General features: G+C 68.2%; 22 protein-coding genes and 2 pseudogenes. 14 read left to right on the plus strand and 10 right to left on the minus strand.

The features are described 5' to 3' along the window. Positions 1-17: 17 nt before the first annotated feature. Positions 18-1,364 (minus strand): UDP-N-acetylglucosamine 1-carboxyvinyltransferase, encoded by a 1,347-nt coding sequence (murA, locus tag OXG55_15230; GenBank protein ID MCY4104590.1) that lies wholly within the window; start codon positions 1,362-1,364, stop codon positions 18-20. Positions 1,365-1,414: 50 nt separating this feature from the next. Here murA and OXG55_15235 point away from each other — a divergent pair, with 50 nt between their 5' ends. Next, on the plus strand, positions 1,415-3,019 hold the full coding sequence (locus OXG55_15235) for an MFS transporter (protein MCY4104591.1): 1,605 nt from the start codon (positions 1,415-1,417) through the stop codon (positions 3,017-3,019). A gap of 5 nt (positions 3,020-3,024) precedes the next feature. Here the strand turns inward: OXG55_15235 and OXG55_15240 are convergent, their stop codons facing one another. The 3 genes from OXG55_15240 to OXG55_15250 form a co-directional block, all read right to left on the minus strand. After that, complete coding sequence (locus OXG55_15240) at positions 3,025-3,612, minus strand: alpha/beta hydrolase (protein MCY4104592.1); 588 nt, start codon at positions 3,610-3,612, stop codon at positions 3,025-3,027. Further along, positions 3,609-4,301 carry a hypothetical protein gene (locus OXG55_15245; protein MCY4104593.1) on the minus strand — a complete coding sequence of 231 codons (693 nt, stop codon included), beginning with the start codon at positions 4,299-4,301 and terminating at the stop codon, positions 3,609-3,611. Before OXG55_15245 ends, OXG55_15240 begins: the two co-directional genes overlap by 4 nt. Positions 4,302-4,524: 223 nt before the next feature. Further along, positions 4,525-5,367, minus strand: coding sequence for a hypothetical protein (locus tag OXG55_15250; GenBank protein MCY4104594.1), 843 nt, complete (start codon positions 5,365-5,367; stop codon positions 4,525-4,527). A 160-nt stretch (positions 5,368-5,527) separates the two neighbouring features. Here OXG55_15250 and glpX point away from each other — a divergent pair, with 160 nt between their 5' ends. From glpX to OXG55_15275, 5 genes and pseudogenes are all read left to right on the plus strand, one after another. Continuing rightward, the gene (gene glpX, locus OXG55_15255; protein ID MCY4104595.1) at positions 5,528-6,499 is read left to right on the plus strand and encodes a class II fructose-bisphosphatase; all 972 of its coding nucleotides are present in this window, start codon (positions 5,528-5,530) and stop codon (positions 6,497-6,499) included. Between the two features lie 90 nt (positions 6,500-6,589). Beyond that, positions 6,590-7,858 (plus strand): pyridoxal phosphate-dependent aminotransferase, encoded by a 1,269-nt coding sequence (locus OXG55_15260; GenBank protein ID MCY4104596.1) that lies wholly within the window; start codon positions 6,590-6,592, stop codon positions 7,856-7,858. Positions 7,859-8,119: 261 nt separating this feature from the next. Further along, the gene (locus tag OXG55_15265; protein MCY4104597.1) at positions 8,120-9,019 is read left to right on the plus strand and encodes a TIGR03620 family F420-dependent LLM class oxidoreductase; all 900 of its coding nucleotides are present in this window, start codon (positions 8,120-8,122) and stop codon (positions 9,017-9,019) included. A gap of 30 nt (positions 9,020-9,049) precedes the next feature. Continuing rightward, a pseudogene (locus tag OXG55_15270) lies at positions 9,050-9,187 on the plus strand (peroxidase-related enzyme). Between the two features lie 94 nt (positions 9,188-9,281). Further along, complete coding sequence (locus OXG55_15275; GenBank protein ID MCY4104598.1) at positions 9,282-9,719, plus strand: VOC family protein; 438 nt, start codon at positions 9,282-9,284, stop codon at positions 9,717-9,719. Here the strand turns inward: OXG55_15275 and OXG55_15280 are convergent. After that, positions 9,709-10,647: a DMT family transporter gene (locus OXG55_15280; GenBank protein ID MCY4104599.1), complete on the minus strand. Its 939-nt coding sequence runs from the start codon at positions 10,645-10,647 to the stop codon at positions 9,709-9,711. The genes OXG55_15275 and OXG55_15280 overlap by 11 nt on opposite strands. A gap of 219 nt (positions 10,648-10,866) precedes the next feature. Here OXG55_15280 and OXG55_15285 point away from each other — a divergent pair, with 219 nt between their 5' ends. After that, on the plus strand, positions 10,867-11,379 hold the full coding sequence (locus OXG55_15285; GenBank protein ID MCY4104600.1) for a dual specificity protein phosphatase family protein: 513 nt from the start codon (positions 10,867-10,869) through the stop codon (positions 11,377-11,379). Continuing rightward, on the plus strand, positions 11,376-12,344 hold the full coding sequence (locus tag OXG55_15290; protein ID MCY4104601.1) for an ADP-ribosylglycohydrolase family protein: 969 nt from the start codon (positions 11,376-11,378) through the stop codon (positions 12,342-12,344). The genes OXG55_15285 and OXG55_15290 overlap by 4 nt, the downstream gene beginning before the upstream one ends. 211 nt (positions 12,345-12,555) lie before the next feature. On the opposite strand, the gene OXG55_15295 is transcribed toward OXG55_15290, so the two are convergent. After that, complete coding sequence (locus OXG55_15295; protein ID MCY4104602.1) at positions 12,556-13,740, minus strand: DUF4143 domain-containing protein; 1,185 nt, start codon at positions 13,738-13,740, stop codon at positions 12,556-12,558. Positions 13,741-13,962: 222 nt separating this feature from the next. Continuing rightward, positions 13,963-14,487, minus strand: a complete 525-nt coding sequence (locus OXG55_15300; GenBank protein MCY4104603.1) for a DUF3800 domain-containing protein — start codon at positions 14,485-14,487, stop codon at positions 13,963-13,965. A 442-nt stretch (positions 14,488-14,929) separates the two neighbouring features. Here OXG55_15300 and OXG55_15305 point away from each other — a divergent pair, with 442 nt between their 5' ends. The 4 genes and pseudogenes from OXG55_15305 to OXG55_15320 all read left to right on the plus strand — a co-directional run bounded on the left by OXG55_15305 (position 14,930) and on the right by OXG55_15320 (position 18,421). Further along, the gene (locus OXG55_15305) at positions 14,930-16,075 is read left to right on the plus strand and encodes a DUF4143 domain-containing protein (protein MCY4104604.1); all 1,146 of its coding nucleotides are present in this window, start codon (positions 14,930-14,932) and stop codon (positions 16,073-16,075) included. A gap of 197 nt (positions 16,076-16,272) precedes the next feature. Next, complete coding sequence (locus OXG55_15310) at positions 16,273-16,590, plus strand: hypothetical protein (GenBank protein MCY4104605.1); 318 nt, start codon at positions 16,273-16,275, stop codon at positions 16,588-16,590. Between the two features lie 214 nt (positions 16,591-16,804). Further along, a pseudogene (locus OXG55_15315) lies at positions 16,805-17,020 on the plus strand (HNH endonuclease signature motif containing protein). A gap of 144 nt (positions 17,021-17,164) precedes the next feature. Further along, positions 17,165-18,421 (plus strand): HNH endonuclease, encoded by a 1,257-nt coding sequence (locus OXG55_15320; GenBank protein ID MCY4104606.1) that lies wholly within the window; start codon positions 17,165-17,167, stop codon positions 18,419-18,421. Positions 18,422-18,706: 285 nt separating this feature from the next. Here the strand turns inward: OXG55_15320 and OXG55_15325 are convergent, their stop codons facing one another. Together OXG55_15325 and OXG55_15330 are read right to left on the minus strand one after the other, a co-directional pair. Further along, positions 18,707-19,135: a type II toxin-antitoxin system VapC family toxin gene (locus tag OXG55_15325; protein MCY4104607.1), complete on the minus strand. Its 429-nt coding sequence runs from the start codon at positions 19,133-19,135 to the stop codon at positions 18,707-18,709. Beyond that, positions 19,132-19,422, minus strand: coding sequence for a type II toxin-antitoxin system Phd/YefM family antitoxin (locus tag OXG55_15330; protein ID MCY4104608.1), 291 nt, complete (start codon positions 19,420-19,422; stop codon positions 19,132-19,134). Before OXG55_15330 ends, OXG55_15325 begins: the two co-directional genes overlap by 4 nt. Positions 19,423-19,731: 309 nt before the next feature. Between OXG55_15330 and OXG55_15335 the strand changes: the two genes are divergently transcribed. After that, positions 19,732-20,913 carry a Fic family protein gene (locus tag OXG55_15335; protein ID MCY4104609.1) on the plus strand — a complete coding sequence of 394 codons (1,182 nt, stop codon included), beginning with the start codon at positions 19,732-19,734 and terminating at the stop codon, positions 20,911-20,913. A 230-nt stretch (positions 20,914-21,143) separates the two neighbouring features. On the opposite strand, the gene OXG55_15340 is transcribed toward OXG55_15335, so the two are convergent. Continuing rightward, the gene (locus tag OXG55_15340) at positions 21,144-22,109 is read right to left on the minus strand and encodes a DUF4268 domain-containing protein (protein ID MCY4104610.1); all 966 of its coding nucleotides are present in this window, start codon (positions 22,107-22,109) and stop codon (positions 21,144-21,146) included. 498 nt (positions 22,110-22,607) lie between these two features. Between OXG55_15340 and OXG55_15345 the strand changes: the two genes are divergently transcribed. Next, a partial coding sequence (locus OXG55_15345) for a hypothetical protein (protein MCY4104611.1) occupies positions 22,608-23,621 on the plus strand: 1,014 nt, incomplete at its 3' end.

The raw sequence follows: 23,621 nt of genomic DNA on the forward strand, positions 1-23,621 counted from the left end.
GGCGACGCCCTGCCCTCCTAGCCCGCCGGTACCCAGGCGACGTCGGCGCCGAGAGCCTGCAGCTTGCCCACCAGGTCCTCGTGGCCGCGCCTGATGTGGTGGGTGTCACGCACGATGGTCTCGCCCTCGGCACCCAGCCCGGCCACCACTAGGGCCGCCCCCGCCCTGATGTCGGTCGCCCGCACCGGGGCGCCGGAGAGGCGCTCTCGGCCCCGCACGATGGCGCAGCGGCCCTCGACGCGGATGTCGGCCCCCATGCGCACCAACTCGCCCACGTAACGGAAGCGGTTGGCGAACACGTTCTCGGTCACCAGCCCCACCCCCTCGGCGAGGCTCAGCATGGTCACCAGCAGGGGCTGGTAGTCGGTGGCAACGCCCGGGTAGGGCAGGGTGACGATCTCAGTTGCCCGCAGCCGGTGCGGCGCCATCGCCCACAACCCGCCCTTGATGGTGGAGGTGCGCAGGTTCATCTCGCCGAGCTTGTCGCAGAGCATCCGCAGGTGGCCCGGCTGGGCGCCGCGCAAGGTGATCTCGCCGCCGGCGACGCCCACCGCCGCCAGGAAGACCGCCGTCTCGATGCGATCCGGGACCGGCGTGTGATCCACCGGCGCCAGCGTGCCGCCGCCGTTGATGGTGATCGTCGGGCTGCCCGCACCCAGCACCTCGGCACCCATGCGGTTCAGGAACGCCGCCAGGTCGGCGATCTCGGGCTCCCGGGCGGCGTTGTGGATGACCGTTCGGCCCTCCGCGGCGGTGGCGGCCATCATGATGTTCTCGGTGGCGCCGACGCTGGGCCACGCCAGGCTCACCTCCTCGCCCTTCAGGACGCTTGCCCGGGCATGCACGTAGCCGTGGCTCACCTCCACGTCGACGCCGAGACGTTCCAGGGCCGAGAGGTGCATGTCGATGGGGCGGGAACCGAAATCGTCGCCGCCGGGCAACGCCACCATCGCCTCGCCGCAGCGGGCCAGCAGCGGGCCGAGCACGGCGATCGAGGCTCGCATCCGGCTGACCAGGTCGTAGGAGGCGTGCGGCTGCAGCCGCTCGGGCACCTCCACATGCAACACGTCGTCGTCGCTGAACGTTGCCCGGCAGCCGAAGCTCTGCAGCAGTTCGATCATCGTCGTGACATCGGCGATGCGGGGGACCCGCCGCAGCGTGAAGCGGCCCTCTGCCAGCGTGGTGGCCGCCAGGAGTTTCAGGACGCTGTTCTTGGCGCCGCCGATCTCCAGCTCGCCGGCGAGAGGCTCCCCGGGTCGCACGCGGATCTCCGCCGGCGTGGGCGCGGTGTCCCCGGGCGCGCCGGCTCGGCCGGCGTGGCGGCCACCGGCGTCGGGCACAGCCGAGTCCCCGGTCGGATTCATCCCCTCAAGTATGCTCGGCCCATGCCCGGGTCTTGGCGATAGGGGCGCGTTTGCCCCACCTGACCTGCACCGAAGCGTGCAGCCCGGACGAATTGCAGCGCCTGCTCCGGCCTCGCTCCGATGTCGTGGTCGAAGAGCCGGATCCCCCGGTGCCCGGCGACGCGCCGGCACCGGAGACTCCGGCTCCGGAAGCGGCTTTCCGGGCCGTCGGCGGGCCCTTCACGCACTACCGGCGCACCGTACACGTCCTCGAGCGCGGCGACGCCGGGTGCCTGGTCCGCCAGCACATCTCCTACCGGCTCTCGGTGCCGGTGTGGGGATGGTTCCTGACGCCGCTGGCCAACCGGCAGTTGCGCCGGCCGCGCAGCGACGGCACGCAGCCGTTCTGGGCGCCCGCCGAGCGGCTGGATCCCCGCTCCGGGCAGGTCCTGGGGGTGCTGTGCCTGCTGGCGGTGGTGGCCGGCTACCTGGGCACGCTGCTGAGCCAGACCATCACCTTCGCCTTCGACGAGTTCGACGCAGGACTCGCGACCCAGGGCAACACGCTCACGGCGGTGCGGGTGGGCGTGCTGCTGGCGCTGGCGCTCGTGGCGCTGGCGGACCGCCGGGGGCGGCGGCCGATGCTGCTCTTCGCCGCCGTGGCCGGCTGCCTCGTGGCGACCGCCACCGCGGCTTCGACCGGGGTGTGGACCTACGGCGCCAGCCAGGCCGTCTCGCGCAGCCTCGCAACAGCGATGCTGGTACTGCTGGTGGTGATCGCCGCCGAGGAGGTTCCCGCCGGGGCCCGGGCCTACGCCGTGTCGGTGCTGACGCTGTCCGCGGGGCTGGGGTCGGGCATGGTGGTGTGGCTGCTGCCGCTGGCCGACCTGGGGCTGCGAGCCTGGCGCATCCTCTTCCTGGCGCCGCTGCTGGCGCTGCCGCTGGTGCTGTTCTGCGCCCGCCGGTTGCCCGAGAGCAGGCGCTTCGCACCGCAGCCGGCTGAAGCCCCGCCGAGCGGGCACCCCGGAGACGCCGAGCGCCGGCGCCGCCGGGCCAAGCGCATGTTCCTTCTGGGTTGCGGGGCGCTCGGGGTCAGCCTGTTCGCAGCGCCCGCCTCGCAGTTCCTGAACGAGTTCCTGCGCAGCCAGCGGTCGTTCTCCGCCGGCAACATCAGCGTCTTCCAGCTCTCCATCAACACGCCGGCGGCGATCGGCGTGCTCATCGGCGGCCGCTTCTCCGACATCCGGGGGCGGCGGCGGATCGGCGCCCTGGGGCTCGCCGCCGGTGCGGCCTTCACCGTGTTCCGCTACGTGGCGGACGGCTGGCCGATGTGGATGTGGGGCGTTCTGGCCGGCATCTTCGGCGCCGCCAGCGTTCCGATCATGGGCGCCTTCGGGGGAGAGCTGTTCGGCACCTCCAACCGTGCCGGCTCCAATGGTCTGATCACGACGATGGGCGTGATCGGCTCGGTGATCGGCCTGCAGATCGTGGGCCGCTTCACCGACGCCGGCGGCGAGTTCGGGCACGTCTTCGCCATGATCGCCGGAGCGCCACTGGTGGTGGCGTTGCTGATCCTGTTCGCCTTCCCCGAGACGGCTTGGCGCGAGTTGGAGGACCTGAACCCCGAGGACCTCCGGCCCGAGGACCGGGCCGCCCGCCCCCCGCCGCCGGGCTGAGCCCGCTAGCCCCCCGGCGCCGCCAGCCAGGCGCGCACCGCGGCGACGACCGCCTCGTCGTCGGCCGGGCAGGTGTCGTGGCCCCGGCCGGGGAGCCACACATGGGTGACCTCACCGGCGATGGCGGCGGTGTGGGTGGCGAACTCCTCGGGCGTGCCGAACGGGTCGCGGTCCCCGCTCACGAAGAGGCAGGGCACCGCCAGGCGGCCGAAGTGGGCCACCCGCAGGTTGTCGGGCCGGCGGGGCGGGTGCAGCGGGTAGCTCAGCAGCACGAGACCGGCGGCGGGGAGGCCGTCGGCGATCGCCAGCGAGCAGACGCGCCCGCCCATGGAGCGCCCGCCCAGCACGAGGCTCGCCGGATCGATGGACTCCTCGGCGCACATGGCCTTCGCCTGCTCCGCGATGTGTGGCACCAGCCGTTCGGCCCGCGGCGGTGGCCCCCGGCGGCCGCCGCTGCGGTGGGGAAACTCCAGGCGGCGCACCGGCAGCGGGGCCAGCGCACGCTCGAGGGCGACCAGCGTGTGATGGTCGGGGTCGCCACCGGCGCCGGGTGCCAGCAGCAGGCCCCCGGCGGCACGCACGGCTGCGCTCACGACAGCAGGATCCGCCGCGCCTCCACGAGGTCGCTGATCCGTGCGCCGGCCTCGCCGTCGGCGCCGCCGGTGTCGGGATGCGCGGTGGCCACCAGGCGACGGAAGCGCTTCTGCACGTCGGCTGCGACGAGCCCGTCGAGCGTTTCCAACTCCAGGATCCCCAGAGCCCAGGTTCTGTCCTCGGGCACCCGCGCCGGCGCCGCTCGATGGCCGTCCAGGAAGCGCAACAGCTCGCCGTCGGTGCCGCCGGGCCAGGTGAAGGCCCGGCGGACGGTGCTCAGAACCTCGTGGCGCGGACCGTGGGGCAGTCGCCGGGCGGCGTACACGGCCCCCAGCACGTACTGCGCCGCCGAACCGCCCCGGTCGCTGAACTCGAAGGACGGCCGGCCGCTGCTCAGGCGCACGAGACGGTGCCGGCTGCGGGTCAGTCCGATCCTGTCCTCCTGCAACCGGTGACGCAGGCGGGGCTGGCGGATGCGCTCGCCGCGGGCGATCTGGCCGATCAGCAGGTGCAGGTCGTCGAGGGAGTCCTCGTCCAGCCCCTCGAGGTGCCGGCCCACGACGCCAGCGAGAAGCACCGCGCCGGGGCGCAGCGGGGGATCCAGAGGCAGCTTGCTGTCGCCGACCGCCACCCGCCGGGTGGGCACCACCGCCCGCGAGTGGAACGTCACCAACTCGGCCAGGATCACCGCCCCAAGCTAACCGGCGAACCCGCGCACACCGTCGGGGGGCTTCCGATGCGCATCGACGGCGACCGGGTGCCCGACTGGCAGGCCTGATCGGAGATCGACATGACGCTCACTCCCGGTTCCGCCGCTCGCACCCTGGAGCAGGCCGAGCGGCAGCGGGTCCGCTCCGACGCCCTGCTCGACTGACCCCGGCGTCCCCGCCGCCGGAGGCTCCGGCGGTTCCCTAGACGAAGTTGTGCAGGACGTCGCGGGTGGTGGCTGCGGCGGTGGCGATCTCGTCCTGCGTGGCGTCGCTGTCCGCGATGTCCACAAGCGCCTCCACCTGGTTCAGCACGGCCCGCCAGGTGCGAGCCTCGAAGCCGAACGGCAGGGCGAGCTGGCGGATCTCCTCGCTGCCGCGGGCCAGGTTGCGGTTGCCCTTGCGGTCACGGGGGTTGCGCTGCAGCCGGTCGCTCGCCACGAACAGCCGGGACAGCACCTCGTGGGCGTCGGCACCGTCGAGCCCCGGCCCGAACTCGCCCGCATCGCCGTCGCCGTCGTCGCCTGCGAGTTTGTCGAAGAGACCTTCCACCCGCGCCTCGTCGGCGGCAGCCACCTGCAAGTCGCCGTCCTCGTCGAATCCGTAGGCGATGCCGGCGGCGTCGAGTGCGCCGGTGAGGCGCCCCACATAGTCGTCGTCGAAGTCGGAGAGTTCGTAGGCCACCCGCGGGGCATCGTCCGGCAGCGCCGGGGCGGCAGCCCGGTCGACGGCCTCCACGAAGGTGTCCACCTGCTCCTCGTCGGCCTCCCGCACCACCAGCACCGCACCCTGCCAGGCGTGCGGCAGGGCGGCACCCACCAGCAGGGTCTCCATCATCGACCGGGACTGCGACGAGTACCCGTGCAGGTCGTACTCCAGTTGGTCCTCGTCGGCCTCGCCCACGTCGCCCACGTCGGCCGGCGGTTCGCTCACCGTGGCGACGCCACACTCCACGCAGGACGCCACCTCGGCCGCGTAACCCGCCCCGCACTGGAAGCACCACACCTGTGGCTCGGAACCGCCCACACCGCTGCTGCACACGACCATGGCTCCATGCTGACACGCCGGGGCCCGTTCCCCAACGCATTCGGGTCCGCCACCGGTCCCCCGCCCCGTCTCCCGGCCCGCCGATCTCCACCGCCACCTTCTCGCTTCTGGCTCACAAGGCGTCCCCGGACAGGCCTGCGGCGGTGGGTAAGGTGCGACCGTGGACTTCCAGCCGGGGCGGAACCTGGCGCTCGAACTCGTGCGGGTCACCGAAGCGGCAGCCATCGGGGCTGCTCGCTGGATGGGGCGGGCCGACAAGAACGGGGCGGACGGGGCGGCCGTGGACGGCATGCGCGCCGCGCTGAGCGACGTGCACATGGACGGCGTCGTCGTGATCGGCGAGGGCGAGAAGGACGAGGCCCCCATGCTCTACAACGGCGAGCGGGTGGGCGACGGAACGTCCCCGCTGTGCGACGTGGCCGTGGATCCCATCGACGGCACGACGCTCGTCTCGCTCGGACGCGGGAACGCCCTGGCGGTGATCGCCGTGTCCAACCGTGGCTCCATGTACGACCCCGGGGCGTGCGTCTACATGAACAAGATCGCCGTCGGCCCCAGCGCGGCGGGGATGATCGACATCGAGGCCTCCCCCACGGAGAACCTGCACCGGGTGGCCGACGCCAAGGGCGAGAAGGTTTCCGACCTGAGCGCCGTGATCCTCGACCGGCCGCGCCACGACGAACTCATCGCCGAGGTGCGCGAGGCGGGAGCCCGCATCCGGCTTATCCCCGACGGCGACGTGGCCGGCGCCATCAGCACCGCCTGGCCCGAATCGGGCGTGGACATCCTCTTCGGCATCGGTGGCACACCCGAGGGCGTCATCTCGGCGGCCGCCCTCAAGTGCATGCGCGGCGACATGCAGGGCAAGCTCTGGCCCCGCGACGACGCCGAGCACGCGGCCGCCGTGGCCGACGGCTACGACCTCGACGCCGTCCTGGGCATCGACGACCTGGTCGCCGGCGACAATTGCTTCTTCGCCGCCACCGGCGTGACCAACGGCGACCTGCTGCGGGGCGTCGACTTCCACGCCTGGGGCCTCTCCACGCAGTCGCTGGTGATGCGCTCACGCTCGGGCACGGTGCGCCTCATCAACACCCGCCACCGCCCCACCGGCAGCGACTCCTACGCCTGAGCGCCCCCACGCCGGCCATCACACAGCCCACGACGCGAGCGTTCGCCGGACTGTCAGGTGCGGGGCCGGTCGGAGAATAGGATTCGCCCGATGGTGTACGCACGGCTGTTCTGGCCGATAAGGGCCCCCCGCGAACCCGCGCCGGAACCGGGCCCGCGCCGATCCTCACCCACCTTCGAGTACTCCGAACCGGGTGCCGTCAGCCGGCGGGCCTCCAACCTGGCGCCGAGCCTCATTCGCGACATCGCCGATGCCGGCATCGGGCAGGCCGACATCATCCCGCTGTGGTTCGGCGAGGGCTGCTGGCCGAGCCCGGACATCGCCGTTGAGGCCGCACGGCGGGCGCTGGCAGACGGAGATCACTTCTACCAGCCCAACAGCGGCAAGCCGGAGTTGCGCGAAGAGATCAGCGCCTACCACCGGCGGACCTACGGCGTCGACATCGATCCCCGCCGCATCACGGTCACGGCCTCGGGAATGCAGGCCCTCGCCCTCGTCGCCCAGGCACTCATCGATCCGGGCGACCGTGCCGTCGTGATCGGCCCGGCCTGGCCCAACATCCGCGAGACGCTGCGCATCAGCGGCGCCTTCGTGGTCGAGCACGCCCTGCACCCCGCCGGCGGTCGCTGGTCGCTCGACGTCGGACGACTCCTCGACGACATCGGCGATCGCACCCGACTGGTCTTCATCAACAGCCCGGCCAACCCGACGGGCTGGACGGCCACGACCGAGGAACTGGACGCGGTCATCGAGCACTGCCGGCGCCATCAGGTCTGGCTCGTCGCCGACGACGCCTACTCGCGGCTCTGCTACGGCCACCCTTACGCCCCCAACGCCCTGACGAGGACCGGACCCGAGGACCTGGTCATCTCGGTCAGCACCTTCTCCAAGGCCTGGTCCATGACCGGCTGGCGCCTCGGCTGGATGGTGGCGCCGGCGAGCCTGGAAGGCCCCCTGGCGATGCTCATCGAATACAACATCGCCGGGGCGCCCGGGTTCGTGCAGGCCGCCGGCATCGCCGTGCTCCGCCACGGCGAGCCCGACGTGGCGTTGCTGCAGCAGCGCCTCGGAGCACTGCGGCCGCTGGTCGGCGAGCATCTCAACGGCGTCCCCGGCGTCCACTACCTGGAACCCGAGGGCGCCTTCTACAGCTTCTTCGGCGTGGACGGCATGACCGACAGCGTGGCGGTGGCCAAGCGCATCCTCGCCAACTGCGGCGTCGGCCTCGCCCCCGGCCTGGCGTTCGGCCCCCACGGCGAGGGACACCTGCGGCTCTGCTTCGCCCAACGCCCCGAGACACTCATCGAAGCCCTCGAACGCCTCGCCGGCTACTTCAATGCCACTGCTGCGGGCCGCTGAGCGGCTACGCCACGAAGCTCGAGGGGCACGCGGCTGAGCCGTGCGGATCCGAGTCCGGGACCCTGCTCGGCTCCCTGGAACAGCGCGGGGGTTGGGGCCGCTACGCCTCCGACTGGCTGCGTCGGCGGAGCCAGCGCACCAGGGCGGCCACCAGAGCGGTCATCACCAGGAACTTCATGACTCCAGTGTGCCACGGGCCGTCGCACGTTCCGGTGGCGCGCCGAGCGCCTCGTCGACCCCGGTAGGTTGCGGCCCGTGAGCATGGGCGGCATCGACCTGGGACCGGTGGGGATCTGGACCGGAATGCTGGACCAGGTGCCGTCGGCGCGTGCGGCCGAATTCGCCGCCGAGGTCGAGGAGCTGGGCTACGGGGCGATCTGGATCCCCGAGGCCGTCGGGCGGGATCCGTTCGTGATGGCCACGCTGCTGCTGGCGGGCACCTCGTCGATCCCCGTCGCCACCGGCATCGCCAACATCTACGCCCGCGACGCCATGACGATGGCCAACGCCCAGCGCACCGTCGCCGAGGCGTTCGAGGGCCGCTTCCTGCTGGGTCTCGGCGTCAGCCATGCGCACCTGGTGGCAGGCCTGCGCAAACACGACTACTCGCGCCCTCTCAGCTACATGCGCGAGTACCTGGAACGCATGCACAAGGCGGTGTTCTTCGCCCACGGGCCCGAGGACCTGCCCGAGATGGTGCTGGCCGCCCTCGGGCCGAAGATGCTGCAGCTGTCGGCGACCGCCACCGCCGGCGCGCACCCCTACTTCGTGCCTCCCGCCCACACCGCAGTGGCGCGGGAGACCATGGGGCCCGACGCGGCGCTCTATCCCGAGCAGATGGTCATCCTCGACACCGACCCCGCTTCGGCCCGTGAGTTGGCGCGCAAGAGCATGGCCATCTACCTCGGCCTGCCGAACTACACGAACAACCTGCTGCGTCTCGGCTTCGAGCAGTCCGACATCGGCGGCGGGCCGGGTGGCGGGCCGTCGGACCGCCTCGTCGACGCCGTCGTCGTCTGGGGCACGCCGGAGCAGATCGAAGCCCGAGTCCGGGAACACCTCGACGCCGGCGCCGACCATGTGGGCGTGCAGGTCCTGGCGGAGGATCCCGACACCACGGCCGAAGGCTGGAGGATTCTGGCCCCGGTCCTGCTGGCCTGACGCCCGCCGCCGGTGGCGGTGAGCGACGCCGACGTGGAGGCCCTGCGCTCGACCGGCTTCTCCGATCGTGACATCCTCGACATCGTCGAGGTGGTCGCCTACTACGCATACGCCGACCGCATCGCCGACGGCCTCGGCATCGAGACCGAAACCTGGATCCCCGACTGACCCGTCCGGCGGGCGCCTCGCCGCCAGGGCCGTTGGCGGGGCCGTGTAGTGTCGGCGCGCGGACGGGTCTGCGGCTGAGCCGGGAGGTCGGTTGGTGTTCCGCCTGAAGGCTCTCGATCACGTGGTTCTGCGGGTGGCCGACGTGGAGACCTGCCAGCGGTTCTACGAGGAGGTGCTCGGCTGCACCCTGGAGGCGGCCCGTACCGAGCTCGGCCTCTACCACCTGCGGGCCGGTGACTTCCTCATCGACCTGGTGGACACCGCCGGCCCACTCGGCGTCTCCGGAGGTCCGGCGCCCGGGTCCACGGGCCACAACGTCGACCACGTCTGCATCCGCATCGAGCCGTTCGACGAGGCCGAGGTCCGCCGCCACCTCGCCGACCACGGAATCGAGACCGGCGACCTGGCCAACAATTGGGGCGCCGACGGGCGGGGGCCCTCGCTGTACATCCAGGACCCCGCAGGGAACACCATCGAACTGAAGGGCCCCCCAACCGAGCCCTACGACCCCGCCGCCGGCTTCATCCCTTAGCCGCGCGTACCCTGGCGGTCCGAGGCCGCGACTGGCCGCGTACGATCATCGTCAGCGACGCCACCACCAGCGCCATGGCGAGCATCTGCCACACGGAGAGCGCCTCGTCGAAGATCAGCCAGGCCAGCGCCGAGGCCACCACGGGCGTGAGCAGCGACAGCGTCGACGCCAGCCACAGGGGCACGTGCTGCAGCGACCAGTTCATGGCGTTGTGGCCGAGGATCCCCATGCCGAACGCCAGCACCGCCAGCCACATCCATTCCTCACCGGCGGGCCACGACAGGTCCTGGCCGGCCAGCGCCGCCAGCGGCAGGCTGAGCACCCCCACATAGATCGCCACGCACACCGTGTACTCCTGCGTCGACACCCTCGTCTGGGCGCGCCGCGTGGCGAAGAAGTAGAACGCCCAGCCCAGCAGCGCGCCGACCGCGGCCAGGTCGCCGCCGAGCGACCAGTTCTCGCTGCCGGCCGATCCCAGCGCCACCACCGCCACGCCGCCCATCGCCAGCACCGCGAAACCGATGTCCCGCCGGCGCATGCGCTCCCCGAAGAGCAGCCTCGACGCCACCGACACGACCACGACGTGCAGGGCGGCCATGATCGTGACGTTGGCGATGGTCGTGTGCTGCACGGCGACGATGAACAGGCCCGTCACCGCCCCCAGCGAGAGGCCGCCCCACAGGGAATGCCGCATGCCCGCCCAGGTGACGGGCGTCCGCCGCATCCCGAGCACCAGCGCCATCACGACCGCATACAGCAGGTACCGGTAGGCCATCAGGGCCAGCGCGCCCATGTCGAGGAACCGCACGATGATCCCCGACGAGCCCCACGCCGTCACCGCCACGGTCCCCGCAGCGATCCCCAGCGACAGGTCGCTGCGGCTCTTCACGGCCGTCGCACCCCCCGCCACCAGCGGCGTCTCGCTCACGACCGAACTCTACGGGCGACGCCGACGCTGAGGAGCGGATCGGACCCACCCGGATCCGTGGCCTCGACGCCCGACTCGCTGAGGTGACCCGGACCCAATCCGGCGACCGCTTCGGCTCGCTCGTAAAGTGCAGCGCGGGTCGTCCCGCCGGATTGGGGCGGGAGCGAGCGACCGGAGGGCACTGTGGACACAAGCGCCGCTTCTGGACGTGAACCGCCGATGGCGAACACCTACTGGGTTGTCCCGGGCCGGTTCCTGGCGGGGGAGTATCCGGGCGCCACGAACCGCCGGCAGGCTGCCGACAGGGTGCGGACCCTGCTGCGGGCGGGCATCGACCACTTCTTCGACCTGACCCAGCCTCGCGACAGATTGGAGCCGTACGCCGAGATCGCGGCACGGGAAGCCGACCGGCTGAACACGACTGTCACCCACGCGCGGCATCCGATCCGCGACATGGACGTGCCGCGCAATCCGCAGGACATGACCGACGTCCTCGACGCCATCGACGAGGCCCTGGAGGACGGCAGGAACGTCTACGTGCACTGCTGGGGCGGCATCGGCCGCACGGGAACCGTGGTGGGTTGCTGGCTGGTGCGCCACGGCATGACCGGTGCGGAGGCGCTGACCCAGATCGCCGAATGGTGGCAGGGAGTGGAGAAGTCGTATTACCACCCCCGCTCGCCGCAGACGCACGAGCAGCGCGCCTACATCCGCTACTGGGCCGGACCGTGACCGGAGGCACCCAGGTCACGGTCCGGGACCGGTTCCGGGGCTGCCTGCTGGGCTTGGCGGCGGGTGATGCGCTCGGCACCACGCTGGAGTTCCGGCCGCCCGGCAGCTTCGAGCCGATTACCGACATGGTCGGCGGCGGGCCGTTCGACCTGCAGCCCGGCCAGTGGACCGACGACACCTCGATGGCCCTGTGCCTGGCGACGAGCCTGCTCGAGTGCGACGGCTTCGACCCCGAGGATCAGATGCAGCGCTACCTGCGCTGGGTGGGCGAGGGCTACCTGTCCTCGACGGGGACGTGCTTCGACTTCGGCGGGACCGTGGCCCGGGCGTTGGCGAAGTTCATCCGCTACCACGACCCTTACTCCGGCTCGACCGACCCCGACACCGCCGGCAACGGCTCGCTGATGCGGCTGGCGCCGGTGCCGATGCACTTTGCAGCCGACGCCGCAGAAGCCATCGCCAAGGCCGCGGACAGTTCCCGCACCACCCATGCGGCGCATGAGGCGGTCGACGCCTGCCGCTACTACGCCGGACTGCTGGTGGGCGCCCTCCGGGGCGTCGACAAGGACACCCTGCTGTCCCCCCGGTATTGCCCCATCGAGGGGTTCTGGGAGCGCGATCCGCTGGTGCACGAGATCGACCGCGTCGCCGCCGGCTCGTTCAAGTTCCTAGACCCGCCGGACATCAGGGGCACCGGCTACGTCGTCGACGCCCTCGAGGCCGCCCTGTGGGCCTTCCACCACTCCGGCGACTTCCGCGACGGCGCGCTGCTGGCGGTGAACCTGGGCGACGACGCCGACACGACCGGCGCCATATACGGCCAGATCGCCGGCGCCCACTACGGCGCCGAGGCGATCCCGGCTGACTGGCGGGCCAAGCTCACCATGCTCACCGAGATCACGGCCCTGGCCGACGGCCTCCACGACCGAGCCGCCCCGGCGGAGGATTGCAGCAAGGGGCGGTAGCGCCGCTGCGCAGCCGCTGGGAACGGACGCGAGCGCCGCTGCGAGGATGATCAAAATCGCTCCCCCAGAGCCGAGTCGCCCGGGTGGGCGAACGCTTCGCCGGCGGTTGCCCGAGCAGTATCCGACCGTACTGGTGGCGGGCAACGAAGACCAGTACGCCCAGTGCGGCCAGGTCCGGGCGTCGAGACAGCTGGGCTCGGTGCGATCGACCTCAGGGGCCGAGGGTCGTGATCGGCACGACGCTGACCCCGTCCGGCCGGGTGTAGCCGTAGCCGACGGCGGTGATGACCACCAGGGCGCCGCGCCGCTCGAGGCGCTCGTCGTGCAGCTTGGCGGCCAGGCGCAGCAGCGAGCTCGCAGCGGTGTCGATCGCCTCGGTGCCGCCGAGCTTGATCTCGGCGGCCAGCCAGCGCCCGTCGGGGCACTCGACGACCGCGTCGACCTCCTGCCCCGCGGCGTCGCGCAGGTGGTGGACGCGCCCGCCCAGCGGCTGGGCCAGGACGCGCAGGTCGCGCACCACGAGCGACTCGAACAGCACGCCGAGCGTTGCCGGCTCGGAGACGAGACGGTCCGGGTCGGCGCCCAGGGCGGCCGCCGCCAGCGACGGGTCGGCGAGATGCCGCTTGGGCGACCGGCGCAGCGCCGCTCGCGAGTGCAGGCGCACCGACCAGGCGGGCTGTTCCTCCAGCACGAACAGGCGCCGCAGCGCCGCGGTGTAGGCCCGCACGCTGTGGCGATGCAGGGGTTCGGGCTCGACGTCGGCGGCCAGCGTGGTGTCGCGTGCCTCGGTGGCCGTGTTCCGGGCCAAGGACCGCAGCAGCCTCTCGATGCCGTCGGGGTTGCGGGAAGCGGCGCCCTCGAGCCGGTCCACGTCGGTGCGGGCGACCTCGGCGAGGTAGCCCCGCAGGTTCTCCTGCACCTCGCCGAGCGGCAGATCGAGTTGTCCCGGCCATCCCCCGCGGCAGATCAGCGCGGCGACGTCGGCCAGCCCGCCAGCAGGGCGCGCCGCGCTGGCAGGTTCTCTGTCGAGCAAACCGGCGAGTGACACCTCCCCGGAGGAGTCACCCGACTCGTAGAGCGTCATGGGGCGCATCCGGATCCGGCGCACCCGGCCGGCGCCCGTGTGTCGGGTGACGTCGTCGGCAGGCTGGGCAGAGCCGGCCAGGATGAACAGCCCGCGCCGGCTAGTCGCATCGCAAGCGTGGCGCACGTGGTTCCAGACCATCGGCACCATCTGCCACTCATCGAGCAGGCGAGGCCGAGCGCCACCGAGCAGCGCCGCCGGCTCAATGGCGCCGAGCGTGCGGACGTCAATGTCGGTGTCCAGCCGGACCGCGCTGGCGGCGAAGCGCAGGCCCGTCCAAGTCTTCCCGCAGGCCCGGGGTCCTTCGATCACCACACACCCCGCAGCCCGCAACCCCCGCTGCATCTCACCGTCGACCACCCGAGGCCGGTAGCCCGTAGGGACCAACGTCCCCCCATCACCGCCAAGCTGCTCCGCCACGTCCCTTCCCGTCTTCCCGTTCACCTCTTCCCGTTCACCTCTTCCCGTTCACCTCTCTGTTATACAATCTAACAGTCAAATGATATCCATATTAACACTAATCCGCTATACACTTCATGGTGGCAGGGCGGACAGTCCGGGCCGACACGGGGAGAACCGATTTGTCCACTGCTGCAGAGTGCCTTCGACGCTGCTGCGATCATGGACGATCAATCCCCGCTGCTGCTGGCCGCCGCGACTCATGCGATCTACGAAGTCATCGAACTTCTTCGTCACGAGTTCGTACGCTCGCAGGTTCCGACGGCCCGAATCGCGTTCTAGGACCGCCCCGATGAGACGCCACGGTAGGGCAGGATTGACGGGGGCGTAGCCAGCCAGTGCACCGTAGGCGCCAAAGAGGATCCGGAGCCGATCGGACCGCCCGACGTTCGACCACTGCTTGGTACCGAATCGCAGTTCAGAGGCGTGAAGCTCGAACTCGGTGTGGTCGTGGCCGAGAGGATGGAGCTTGTTGAACAGGAACGAGTCAAGACGCTGCTGCAGGTGCCACGCGTCCTCCTCGTGGATGATGATTCCGCCCACGACGAGCACCGGACTGCCGCCGTGCGTTCCAGACTCATCAATGAAGCACAGGTACAACAATCCTTCTATCGCGTTCGTGCCCCGCCGAAGCGGGGCACGTTCTGCGAGTTAGCAGAGGAGCAAGCTCACGGCACCGAATACTTCGGTCCTCTCCAATGAAACCATCCTACACACGGGGGCCGGCACGAAACAAGCCAGACGCCGGCATGTGCCCGGCCTCGCGCTCCGTCGCATTGACCGGTCGGACCCAGCACTACTCCAGCACGACCGACCAGGGACCTCGCGCGCTCCACCGCCGTCTCGAAGATGCAGATGGACCGGGGCCGACGCTCAGTGGCCGAGCAGCATCCGGAGCACGTCGGTGACGCGGCTCCCCTCGATGTCGATCATCCCAAGTCGGTGGACGAGCCGGATACAGACCCAAGACGTAGCACGAGTCTCGGGGCGACCGGAGTTCTGCGCGGTCTAGCGTCATTTTTCGGCTATTATTGACAGAATGTTGTACGCGCGGCTGGCCGAGCTTCCCGATCAGAGCTTCTTCCTGCTCGGCATGCGGGGCGTCGGCAAGAGCATGTGGATCCGCCAGGCGCTGCCCGCGGCGCGACGGTTCGACCTGCTCGACGAGGCCTTGTTCACCGATCTGCTGGCCGACCCGGCGCTGTTCGGGCGGCTGGCGTCGAGCGCCGAGCCCGGCGACTGGGTGGTGGTGGACGAGGTGCAGCGCATACCCGGCCTGCTCAACGAGGTGCACCGGCTCATCTCCGAGCGCGGCGTGCGCTTCGCGCTGCTGGGCTCCAGTGCACGCAAGCTCAAGACTGCTGGCACCAACCTGCTCGCCGGACGGGCGCTGCGCAAGACGATGCACCCCCTGACGGCGGCGGAACTCGCCGACGACTTCGGCCTCGACGAGGCGCTGCGCTTCGGCACCATGCCGCTCGTGTGGACCGCTGCGGACCGCCGCGCGGTCCTCGAGAGCTACGCACAGCTGTACCTGCGGGAGGAGATCCGAGCCGAGGCGGCCGTGCGCAACCTCGGCAGCTTCGTGCGGTTCCTGCCGACCGCCGCGCTGATGCACGCCCAGACCGTCAACGCGGCGTCGCTGGCGCGCGACGCGGGGATCGCCCGCTCCACGGTCAACGGCTACCTCGAGATCCTCTCCGACACACTGCTCACCACTCAGCTCCCGGCCTTCGAGGCGCGGCTGCGTGTGCGGGAGCGACGCCGCCCCAAGCTGTACTGGGCCGACCCGGGCGTGGTGCGAGCGGTCAAACGCCAACTCGGCCCCGTCACCGCCGAGGAGCGCGGCCCGCTGCTGGAGGGCTGGGTGCTGGGCAACCTCCGCGCCCACAACGAGGCTCGGCGCCTCTACGACGACATCGGCTACTGGGCCGCCACCGAATCGCCCACCGAAGTCGACTTCGTCCTCACCCGCGACCGCGAACACCTCGCCATCGAGGTCAAAGCCGCCGAGCACTACAACACCACCATGCTCAAGGGGCTGCGCGCCATCGCCGACCTGCCCGGACTGGCCCGACGCATCCTCACCTACCGGGGACGGCACTCGTTCCGGACAGAAGACGGCATCGACATCTGGCCCCTCGACGACCTTCACCAAGCCCTCCAGACCAACCAACTCTGGCCCTGACCACGTAAACGCCGGGCAGAACGGGTTGCTGCTGTTGACTGCGCACCGGCCAAGGGACTGGAGTCCGACCTGGTGGTCATGCTGGACCGAAGCTGGGACCGCATCAACCGAAACGAGGATCCCGACGCCCGCGGCGCCTCTATGGCATAGATTACTTATCTATTGAAGTCCATGATTACTTTGATAATATCGGCTGTGTGATTTACGCCACCCCACCCTTGGGGGACATCGACGAGAGCGTGCTGGCCATGATCGGCGCTCTGCGAGAGGACCTGCGGTTCTTCCTGCACGAACCGCGACGCTGGACGGGCTCGCTGCGGCGAGCGGAATTCGCCCGGGCAGCGCGCGGGTCGCTCTCCATCGAGGGCTACCACACGAGCGTTGAGAGCGCCGCCGCGATCATCGACGGTGAGGAACCCGCCGAGGTGAGCGACGAGACGCGCCACGCCATCGCCGGCTACCGCGAGGCCAGCGGCCCGCCGGGCTCCTCGTCCAAGTCGAGGACGTCCGCCTAGCCTAGGCCAACGATCGACTTGCAGACGCGCGCAGGGCTCTCCTCCACCGAGGGCTCCTTCGCTCCACGGAACCCTCGCTAGTCCTCTCCGACTGAGCGTCTATAATGACCACGCGCGTTGCTAGAGCGCGGCACGTGAGTGCATAGCGACAGGTCATCTATCGAACACAGACCGGTCGTGATCTAGTCTCGACAATACGAAGGGTCGTAGCACCATGGCATCTCTATACCTTAATCGACTCTCACCAGATGAGCGCCAGAGTCTAGTTCGATGTCTGCGCGAAGCTCAGGGAGGCAATTGCTTCATCTGTGCAGAGACGATTGATTTAGCGCTCCATGCCCCTAGTCTTGACATTGACCACATCGAGCCAACCACTGCTGGTGGCAAAGACGGGCCGGAGAATTTCGCCCTGACTCACGAATCCTGCAACCGATCGAAGCAGGCAAGCAACTTGCGAGTAGCTCGAGTGCTGGTTAGCTTCGAACGAATAGCACGTCGTCTCACGGATCAGAACCGATCTCCACATCTGGGGGACATACTTGACTCCTATGGCGGTAGCAAATACAGGCTACGGGTGACCGTAAAGGACGACACATTACAAACGACATTGCCCGAGATCGGTCGGACCGAGGTCACCTCGACCCCGATTCATAAGGACAAGATTTCTGGCTTCCGATCTGCATTTGTTGAACTGCCAATTGAATATCTGCATCACGATGATCACATCAATCCAAGAGCAATCGGCACGAATCTCCGGAAGTTAGTAGTCGAGTTCCACAAGAAACTTCCGCAACTTCATATTTCTCTTGGTTGGATAAGTATCTCTCAGAATGGTGACACCATGGTCAAGATTTTCGATGGACAACACAAAGCCGCTGCACAGGTTCTTCTCGGCGCACGAAGTTTACCCGTAAGGATATTTGTCAATCCAGATACGGATGTGCTGTTGACTGCCAACACAAACGCTGGTACGACACTTCGACAGGTTGCGTTCGATAAGTCGGTTCAACGGAGTCTTGGGAGCTCAATCCTTAGTCACAGGATTAACAGATATCGAGAGGAACGCCACCTGTCGGATGATGACGAGAGTTTTTCAGAGAGGGATCTTGTGAATCATTTCAAGGGCGAGGCCCGAGAAATGAAGCGATACGTCCTGGATCGTGTGCGCGATGGCATTACAACGCATCCCGAGAACAGACTCCGAGATTACATCGAGTACGGGGGTCGCAGAACCGGTAAACCACTGAGCTACAGTACGGTGGAAAAGACATTTTATCAGTTCTTCATTCACCGAGACTTACTTATCACTCCATTCAACTACCAGTTCCAAGAAGGAACCAACCCTCGCCAGCTCGAGATAGAACAAACTGTCCGACTGATGAATATCATTGCAGACAAAGCATATATTGGTCATTTCGATCCGGTTCGAGGCACGAGCCGTATAGAGTACGATGTCCAGCACGGGAAAGACATCGACGAGCCCCACCTTAGAGCATTCCGCCTGTCGAAAGAAGAGATTGTGCACAACTGGGTACGATTGCTGCGCCAACTTATCTATCAGTACTTCGTCATGACTGGAAGGCCGATTGACGATACAAAATTATTTCAGCAGCTAATTCCTGACGCTTGTTGGAAGAACATCAAGAACTTCATTGACGCCTTGCTTGGTCTCTCAATTTGGATTAATAGAGACCTATCGATCTCTGCCTTTGGTGGAAAACGGACATTTGATTACTGGAAGTCGATTTTCGAGAGTGGTAAGACTCCTGACGGAGCCGTCATTATGCCCACCGGCCTCAACCTATTGGAGATGATTAAGGATATCGATTAGAGTCGAAAGGCAAAGACGCTACTCGACCGCAGCTGTTCGGATCTCCCCCAGATCCAGTGGGCACCGGATCCGCCGGGGATCTCGGTCAGTAGATGGCAAGGGCCACCGGAGCAATGGTCCGAGTTTCTTATGGTGCCGCGATCTCAGCGACAGAGATGACCATCTGTACAGTCGCTCAGTGGCGTAGCAACGTCCGGAGTACAGGGGCAACTGGAGTTCTGCACGATTTGCCGTCAGGTTTCGGCGATTGCTGACAAGAGATCCTCGAGATCTACACAACTACGGCTAGGTTCGGGCGTCGAGACAGTCGGGCTCGGTGCGTCCGGTCGCCCAGTGCAGGATCTTGCGGTCGGAGGTGACGAGTTGGCGGCGCGCAACGATGGCGGTCGCCGCGATCATCTGATCGGCGGGATCGGCGTGGAACCCCTCTCTGCTCTCGAGCGCGGCGGCGAGGAGTGCCATCTCCGCGGTGACGGGAATCTCGCGGACACCACGGTCGGTCAGCTCGCGGTGCCACAGTTCGGGGGCGCGGCGCAGGTCGATCCTGCCGTCCTCATGCAGCCGGGCGACCTCGAGCATCGAGACGGCGGAGAACGACAGCGAGCCCCCTTCGTCCGCCTCCTCGATCATCGCCCTGGTCCGGGGGCCGAGATACCCGCTTCCCTGGGACATCCACAGCAGGACGCCGGTGTCCAGGATGAGAGCCGGGCTCACCCCTCGTCGCCGCGCGGATCGCCGCTCAGCACCTCATCGGGATCGGAGAGCACCTGCCAACGCCCGGGTGGGATCGCTGGCTCCTCGGGGTCCCACGCGATCCGGATGTCGTCGCTCCACCCGATGACGCTCGCGGTGGACTGCTCCACGTAAGGCACGACCGCGGCGACAGGCCGGCCGTGCTTGGTCACGATCAGCTTCTCACCAGTGGCCCGCACCTCGTCCACGAGCCGCAGGCACTGGTCACGGAACTGCGCAGCCGGAATGGTCCTGCTCGATGAGTCCACCCTATCCCTCCAATCTGTACAGAAAACCCTAGCCACTTATCGATCGTTCCTCAACACGGCCCCGATGAGCCGCGCGCCCCGTCGCGACGCAGCATTGAGGCGCGGCTGCGTGTGCGGGAGCGACGCCGCCCCAAGACGGCACTCGTTCTGGACAGAGGACGGCATCGACAGCTGGACCCTCGACGACCTGCACGAATCCCTCCGACCAACCAACTCTGGCCCTGATCACGTAAGCGCCGCCCGCGGGACGTGTTCCATATAGATAACTTATCAATTGCAGGCCATGATTACTTTGATAATATCGGCTGTGTGATTTACGCCACCCCACCCTTGGGGGACATCGACGAGAGCGTGCTGGCCATGATCGGCGCTCTGCGAGAGGACCTGCGGTTCTTCCTGCACGAACCGCGACGCTGGACGGGCTCGCTGCGGCGAGCGGAATTCGCCCGGGCAGCGCGCGGGTCGCTCTCCATCGAGGGCTACCACACGAGCGTTGAGAGCGCCGCCGCGATCATCGACGGTGAGGAACCCGCCGAGGTGAGCGACGAGACGCGCCACGCCGTCGCCGGCTACCGCGAGGCCATGAACTGCGTCCTGCAGCTCGCCCCCGGCGCGCCCGACATCAACGTCTCGCTCCTGCTGTCGCTGCATTTCATGATGATGCGGTACGACTTCAGCAAGCATCCCGGCCGCTGGCGGCCGGGCGCCGTGTGGGTGACCAGTAGCAACGGCGAAGTTGTGTACGAGGCACCTGATCGTGAACTCGTGGAGCCGCTGGTGGACGAGGCGCTGGCGCAGATCGCCCACAGCGAAGGGCCGGCGCCGGTGACCGCGGCCATGGCGCATCTGAACCTCACGCTCATCCACCCGTTCAGTGACGGCAACGGCCGCATGGCGCGCTGCCTGCAGACGCTCGTGCTCGCCGCCGCCGCCGAGGGGGCGTCGGAGTTCGTGAGCATTGAGGAGTACCTCGGCGCCAACACCGCCGCTTACTACGCCGTGCTCACCGAGGTCGCCCGAGGCACCTGGTCGCCACAGAACAGCGCCCTTCCCTGGATCAGGTTCTGTCTCACGGCCCACTACCGCCAGGCGCGCACTGTGCTGCGGCGCATCAGGGAACTCGAGGCGCTCTGGGACGCCTGCGAGCAGATCGCCCGCCGCCACAGGCTGGCGCCCCGCACCGTGGGCGCCCTCGTCGATGCGGCCCGCGGCTGGCACCTGCGCCGGTCGCTGTACGTGGCCATCACCAAGGCCACAGCGGGCGAGACCATCAGCGACGCAGTGGCGACCAGCGACTTGGCGGCGATGGCACGAGCCGGGTTGCTGAATCCCGTCGGGGAGAAGCGAGGGCGCTTCTACGCCCCGACCGAGGAATTGACGAACCCGTGGCAGGGCATCCGCAGCCAACGACCGCCCGCAGACGCCGACGATCCCTACGAGACCGCCCGAGCCGGCGTCTCCGCCGAGCCGCGACTACCCGGCCTGGGCTGAACCTGAACGCTGCAAGCAGCGAACGTGCGGCAGCGACGATGCGGGTCTGCCGTCGGCTCGAATTCCGAAGAGCCGCTAGAGAACAGGCGACACCTCGACCCTTTGCCTGGCCACAAGCCGCTCGAGGGCGGCAGGATCGACACTGAGAGACCAGATTCTGCGCCGCATAGCACTGGTGCCTCGCCCGCATGACCGGCCGGACCTCTCGGGTGGGGATTCGCTGGCCGGCATCAACCGCCGTACAGGTCGTCCAAAACCGGGTCGATGGCGGCTCGCAGGCGACCAAGGGTGGGGACAGCCCATTCCTGCGCCTCGGGCCAGAGGCCTTCGTCATTGATTGCGATCGGCTTGGGGAAGTAGGAGCTCACACGCGAGGCTCGCCGCTTCTCGAGCGGAGACCATTCCAACGCTTCGCCGAACGCTTCCTCGATCTCATCGCGACGCGATTCGAGGTACGAGTACACATCGGCGGTTCTGTCCGCTTCACCAGTGTCGACATACGCTTCGACACGCAGGCGTCGAGTGCCTTCGAGTCTGCAAAACGCAACGGTGAAACTGACATCCCGCCGCGACTTGAAAGTCATCCAATGTTCTTTCGATGGCTGGCCTCGCCCAGCCCAGTCCATCCTGTCCTCACGGAAGCGCGACTGGACTCCAGCCCAGAACCGACGATGCAGCTGATCGCGCTCGCTGTCTTCGCGGTCCGGACTTTCGCGGACGCTCTTGGACCAGTTGTCGGGCTGCACGTAGACGCGAAGCCGCGGCGCAGGAATCGACTCACCGATGCGCCAGACCTCCAAGCCGAGTCCGAAGAACCCGCAGTCCTCTTTCGAGATCGAGTTGAGCCAATTGAGAGCAGAACGGTGCTCGAGGCGTAAGTCCTCTGTCAACAGCACCGCATAGTGTGCGCCAAGGCCTGCTGCGTAGGTGATGAGCTTGCCGATGTGATCGTGGTCGGTCGAGCCGTACATGTTCTCCACCACAACGAGAGTGCCTGAAGGGACGCGTCGGAGCACCAAGTCTGCGCTGTAGCTCCCGACGGAGACTTCCTGGCCTTCAAGCTCAAGATCCATCTCGAGCGCGTCGCTCACCAACTCGACGTTCTCCGCAAGCCAGGGCGTGAAGTCGCCAGCCTCCTTCGGCCAAACACTGCGGACGGAAACCTGCTCGAGCGTTCCGATTTCGGTCTTGGTCATGGGACTCCCTTCCGTCTCGACCCGAACTTCGATCGAGACAACATCGTTGGCTTCACCACCTCGGCGATCGACCGCGGGCGAATGCCGCCAGTCTGGTCCGGGAGTGTGACAGAACCATCGCTGGGTGCCCGCTAGCATCGACTGCTGTTGATGGCTCGCCCGTTGGCGAGCCGCGGGGGCCCGGTTCTTGGGGCCCCCGCTCCAGTTGGAGGAACTACCGCGCGCAACGTGATCCGAGATGGGCCGGCCGAACGTGTCGAGCGACGCCGCCGCGATTCGGAGTCCCAGGCAATGCTGCAGCGAAACCTCCATCTCCATCAGAGACTCCTGAACATGTTGGCCGACGCCTGAGGTGACATCCCCCGAACTTGGCGGCGTCTTGCCGGAGACTCGGGCCCAACCGCCGACAGGTTTCGACAAGATGTCGACGTTCGACGTCTCAATGTCTAGGTGTTCTCTGTTCATGTATACACGTACAAGGTACGGTACAATTCAGTCATGCCGCGGAGAGCGTCATCTGATATCGAGAGGGAGGCCGCGGAGGCGCTGGCCGATGCCCTAGCAGGTCTGGGGATCGCGGCGTCCGTCTCCTGTGGCGCGAACGACCGCGGTCTGTCCGGATCCGATTTCACCGTCGAGGTGGCCGGGCGACGATTCGATGCCGAGGTCAAGACAGTCGTCACCGCCGCACATGGCGATCAACTCGCTGAGAGCCTCCGGGGTCGTCGCTGGCCGGTGATCGTGGTGGCGCAGCGCATTGCTTCTGATGCGAAACGGGTGATGCGTCGCCGCGGGGTGAACTTCTTCGACATGAGGGGTGAGTTGCGAATCGTCGACCCACCGCTGATCATCGACACGCGGGTGCCCGCCACCTCGGGCACGCTCTCGGCACCGGTCGGGCCGCTGGAGAGCCAGGTGGCCAAAGAGGTGGCGATTGCGTGTCTTCTCACGCCGGATCAGCGCCACGGTGTCCGCCAACTCGCGCGGCACCTGGCCCGGGCCCCCAGCGCAGTGTCCGCCGCCATGAACGGCCTCCGCTCAGCAGGACTCCTGACCTCTGCGGGCGAACCGATACGCCCGGATCTGTTCCACGAACTGCTGAGCGTGTGGCGGCGCCGCCCCGTGCCGCTGGCCAGCCTCCCCGACCCGACGCCGGGTCGGAGCGCAACCCGGCTCGGCCTCGGCCTCGGGGACATCCACAGCACCACGGGCTGGGCACTGACCGACACGCTCGCAGCGGCCTCGTGGGGTATGCCGATCGTGGCCCGCGGCGACCACCCGCCGGACTTCTACGTCCCCACCCAGGCCGAACTGCGTGCTGCGCAGTCGTTGCTCGGCGGCGTCGTCGATGCCGCCGACCGGGCCTGCACCGTGGCGGTGGCGCCCGTCCGGCTGGTCTGCCGCCAACGCTTCGACCGCTCCGAGGGATCCGAGCGGCGCTGGCCCGTCGTCAGCCACATCGTCGCCGCCCTCGACATCGCCCAAGACAAGGCACGCGGACTCGAAGCGCTG

The organism is bacterium, from assembly GCA_026708055.1.
Classification (GTDB): Bacteria; Actinomycetota; Acidimicrobiia; order Acidimicrobiales; family CATQHL01; genus VXNF01.

Coding starts and splice junctions, on each gene's coding strand:
- OXG55_15285 (MCY4104600.1), top strand. CDS start 10,867: ATGGCGAACACCTACTGGGTTGTCCCGGGCCGGTTCCTGGCGGGGGAG.
- OXG55_15340 (MCY4104610.1), bottom strand. CDS start 22,109: ATGACCAAGACCGAAATCGGAACGCTCGAGCAGGTTTCCGTCCGCAGT.
- OXG55_15250 (MCY4104594.1), bottom strand. CDS start 5,367: ATGGTCGTGTGCAGCAGCGGTGTGGGCGGTTCCGAGCCACAGGTGTGG.
- OXG55_15260 (MCY4104596.1), top strand. CDS start 6,590: ATGGTGTACGCACGGCTGTTCTGGCCGATAAGGGCCCCCCGCGAACCC.
- OXG55_15265 (MCY4104597.1), top strand. CDS start 8,120: ATGGGCGGCATCGACCTGGGACCGGTGGGGATCTGGACCGGAATGCTG.
- murA (MCY4104590.1), bottom strand. CDS start 1,364: ATGAATCCGACCGGGGACTCGGCTGTGCCCGACGCCGGTGGCCGCCAC.